The following is a 3,205-nucleotide window of genomic DNA, read 5'->3' as shown; positions in this document are numbered from 1 at the left end:
CCCCACTCCCACACCACTCCGCATTTGTTTCAACTTAAAGGTTGCCAGATGCTCAATAATTCGGTCTTTAATTTTAATAAGTCCATGATGATCTGCATCTAACACTTCCCTGGCATTTTTCAGATCGAGATTATCTTGTACTGTATTACTCCAAGGCATCTCTAACAGCCAGTCTAGGTAAGTGCGAATTACGCCACCTTCTGCGGAATTATTGCCAACGCGCTCCAAACGTGCTATTTCTCGTTTGGCTTGCTTTTGGGCAGTTTCTGGTAAATTAGCTTTAGTGAGGCGCGATCGCAATTCTTCAATTTCCTGCTTTTCTGGATCTGCTTCTCCTAATTCCTCTTGAATTTTCTTTAGTTGTTGGCGGAGGATAAATTCTCTTTGCTGTTGGTCGATATCCTTTTTCGTTTGTCCAATAATTTCCATTCGGAGGCGGTATATTTCGACCTCTTGCTGCAAATTTTCGATAACTTTATGGAGAAGTGCCTCTAGTTTTTCCTCTTCCAGGATTCCTTGCATTTGGACAACATCCTGTTGCAGCAAGATAGAAGTCTGGTAAGCTAACTGTACCGGATCGTCTGTATTTAATAATACGGTGAGAATTTCTTCAGGAAAATTGGGATTAACATTAGCCGCTTCTCGCCAGAGGGATTGAAGGACTTTAGTCAAAGCTTCTAGGGTATTTTCTGAGATTCCTACTTCTAATGCTGTTTCTACACTAATTTGAGGTAGCCGTTGAAAGGCGACTTCGTAGGTAGGAGTAATTTTAATTAGTCGATCGATCCGAATTCGCTCTTCACCTTGGACAATAAGCTGAATTGGGCCAATGGGTAGACGAATCATCCGTTGCACGATTGCCAATGTCGCCACAGGATAGAGTTCGTCCAGGCTTTCAATTTCGGCATTTTCGTCTTCTTCGAGACGCTTAGATGCTTCTGGACGAATAGAGGCAATAATAACTTGTTTTTGAGATGTCAGCATCGTCGCCTCAGCTACAGCGACGGAACGAGGACGACCTGCAATTACTGGTAGGGTAATCCCTGGCAGTAACACCATGTTCCGCAGGGGAAGGAGTAATCCAGTTTCTACCGTTTCCATTGGTTGTTGGTTGTTGGTTGTTGGTTGTTGGTTGTTGGTTATTGGTTATTGGTTATTGGTTATTGGTTGTTGGTTATTGGTATTTCAAACAACAAACAACAAACAACAAACAACAAATAACCAATTATTCATACAGCTTGCCGTCGCAAAAACATCACAAGTGCCTCACTGATTTTTCCTGACCAATGATCTTGGGGGTAATGTCCGGCTTCTTCTAATTTAACTAATTCTACATTCTGAGTAATCTTGACAAACTCCTCTACCTGGACAAACGGTAACCAGGGATCTTTGATGCCCCATACAATCATAGTTGGGGTTGTCCAGCTACGGAAACCGGAGTCAATCTCAGCCATTGACTCCCGAAGCTGGAGATTTTTCACTGTCCATCCCAGACTTCGCCCTGGATCGGAACTTTTGAGGTATGGTCTACGATATACATCTAAGTCTTTATCGGAAACTTGATAACCGCTACCGCCTTCGAGAGTGCGATCGACTAACAGAGGGTCTTGGGTCAGCATATCACCGATGAAGGGCAAGCCCAACTGCTGAATTTTCCAAGGGACAATGGCAGCAGGCGATATAGGTGTATTGAGGATTGTCAGGCGTTCGATCTGATTTTGGTAACGGAGGGCGTATTGTAGCCCCACTGAACCGAGAAATCCTTGAACCACCAAATAACATCGCTCTATTTCCAGGGTTTTGAGGAATTCTGCTAAGGCGTTAATAAAGGCATCGGGAGTATAAGCAAAGTCGCGGCGATCTGGTTTTGCCGAAGCACCAAAGCCAATCCAATCAGGTGCGATCGCTCTGAACCCTTGTTCGGCCAAATCTGGCATAATTGCAGTCCAGCAATAACTCTGGGAAGGCAACCCGTGGAGTAGCACCACTGGCGGCTTGTCGCTTGTATTTGCTGGGTTGACTTCCCGATAGAACCATTGCAGTGAGCCAACTTGGATCGATTGTTCAATGATAGACACTTTGCTTTCCTGTACCTAAGCCCGTGGTTTGAGCTTACCGCTCGGTGGCACTTTAGGCAAGTTTTACTAGGAAATTCCATATAAGGACTTATTTATGCAGAAAATCCTAGTCAAAATATTGCTATGTGATACAACAAATCTGGGCTAAATAGTAATAAATAATTAAACTGCTCTGTCATAATACTTAAGGAGAGGAGAGCGAGTATGAATGCGGCTGAAAAAGCAAGAGGGTTAGAAATTACCACCAAAATCGCGGCTATTGTCAATTTGTTTAAGTTTCAGGTTCCCGACGCTAAGGCAGACTTGAAACCATGGCAAAACGATCCAGATACCCGCGAGTTAGTGGATCCGGATTCGATTGATATCGGCTTTCACTTACCGGGTTGGAGTAGAAAATTCCAAAGCCGCAGTATTTTAGTCCAGATTCGGTTTTACCAAGATCCCTTGGAAGAGTCTCATCGGTTGATTGGTTTGGAATTGGCAGGGTTTAATCATCAAGGAGAGGCTTGGAGACTCTCAACTGTGGATAATTGGCAATTTGTCGGGAATTGTCAGCCAGTGGGAGAAATCCAAGACAGGCTCAAACAGTTTTGCCGACAGGTATTTGAGTTATTCGATCGGTAATCGATCGCGCCCTGACTTCCCGCGCTCCTCCCACTCCTCTAACCTATAACCTTTTACCTCCCCCCGTTACAGCCAATCGGATAAGCAGACTGATAAGTACTCGAGCGCTTGCCAAACCAAGTGTAACGATGATTGCGAACTTGATCGTAAACGCGATCGCCAATCCATTTCATCCCAGGCATTACCCGGTAAGCGGAGATAAATACTTCACCTACAGGTAACAAACGCCCAATCTCCTCTATGGCATGACTCCCTTGCCAACGGCGTTCAGGCGAAGTACTATCGATTAAAATCATCCCCATTTCGCAGTCTTGGGGTGTCACTCCCAACTTGACGCAAGCTGCTTCATCCTGCATCGGTAGGTAATCGAACAACTGTCCCTTATCCAGGTTTTCCAGTAGCTGGACTAGGGTTGTGCAAAGATTACAGTTGCCGTCGTAAATAACGTGGTACTTCATATCCAGTGGGATGATTTTGTCAAGAATTAATGTATACAACCATTT

5 protein-coding genes are annotated in these 3,205 nt (G+C 44.5%); 2 read left to right on the top strand and 3 right to left on the bottom strand.

Going from position 1 to position 3,205, the window contains the following annotated elements; genetic code table 11:
- Positions 1–1,101 (bottom strand): LON peptidase substrate-binding domain-containing protein (locus tag NJ959_RS27620; RefSeq protein ID WP_254014969.1); only part of this gene is annotated, 1,101 nt, incomplete at its 3' end.
- On the opposite strand from NJ959_RS27620, the gene NJ959_RS27615 reads away from it, so the two are divergent.
- On the top strand, positions 1,058–1,273 hold the full coding sequence (locus tag NJ959_RS27615) for a hypothetical protein (RefSeq protein WP_373693724.1): 216 nt from the start codon (positions 1,058–1,060) through the stop codon (positions 1,271–1,273). The two genes, NJ959_RS27620 and NJ959_RS27615, sit on opposite strands and share 44 nt — an antisense overlap.
- Here NJ959_RS27615 and NJ959_RS27610 read toward each other — a convergent pair.
- The gene (locus NJ959_RS27610) at positions 1,230–2,078 is read right to left on the bottom strand and encodes an alpha/beta fold hydrolase (protein ID WP_254014968.1); all 849 of its coding nucleotides are present in this window, start codon (positions 2,076–2,078) and stop codon (positions 1,230–1,232) included. The genes NJ959_RS27615 and NJ959_RS27610 overlap by 44 nt on opposite strands.
- Before the next feature lie 204 nt (positions 2,079–2,282).
- On the opposite strand from NJ959_RS27610, the gene NJ959_RS27605 reads away from it, so the two are divergent.
- The gene (locus NJ959_RS27605) at positions 2,283–2,702 is read left to right on the top strand and encodes a Tery_1686 family protein (RefSeq protein WP_254014967.1); all 420 of its coding nucleotides are present in this window, start codon (positions 2,283–2,285) and stop codon (positions 2,700–2,702) included.
- Positions 2,703–2,755: 53 nt separating this feature from the next.
- Here the strand turns inward: NJ959_RS27605 and NJ959_RS27600 are convergent, their stop codons facing one another.
- Positions 2,756–3,160, bottom strand: coding sequence for a thiol-disulfide oxidoreductase DCC family protein (locus tag NJ959_RS27600; RefSeq protein ID WP_254014970.1), 405 nt, complete (start codon positions 3,158–3,160; stop codon positions 2,756–2,758).
- Positions 3,161–3,205 lie beyond the last annotated feature (45 nt).

The organism is Limnofasciculus baicalensis BBK-W-15 (assembly GCF_024178385.1).
GTDB classification, from domain to species: domain Bacteria; phylum Cyanobacteriota; class Cyanobacteriia; order Cyanobacteriales; family Coleofasciculaceae; genus Limnofasciculus; species Limnofasciculus baicalensis.
Note: the sequence above shows the minus strand (reverse complement) of the source record. Positions and strands in the feature narration are given on the sequence as shown.

What these genes read in the sequence shown, in the direction of transcription:
- NJ959_RS27615 (WP_373693724.1), top strand. Translation starts at nt 1,058, where the DNA reads ATGTTCCGCAGGGGAAGGAGTAATCCAGTTTCTACCGTTTCCATTGGT.
- NJ959_RS27605 (WP_254014967.1), top strand. Translation starts at nt 2,283, where the DNA reads ATGAATGCGGCTGAAAAAGCAAGAGGGTTAGAAATTACCACCAAAATC.
- NJ959_RS27600 (WP_254014970.1), bottom strand. Translation starts at nt 3,160, where the DNA reads ATGAAGTACCACGTTATTTACGACGGCAACTGTAATCTTTGCACAACC.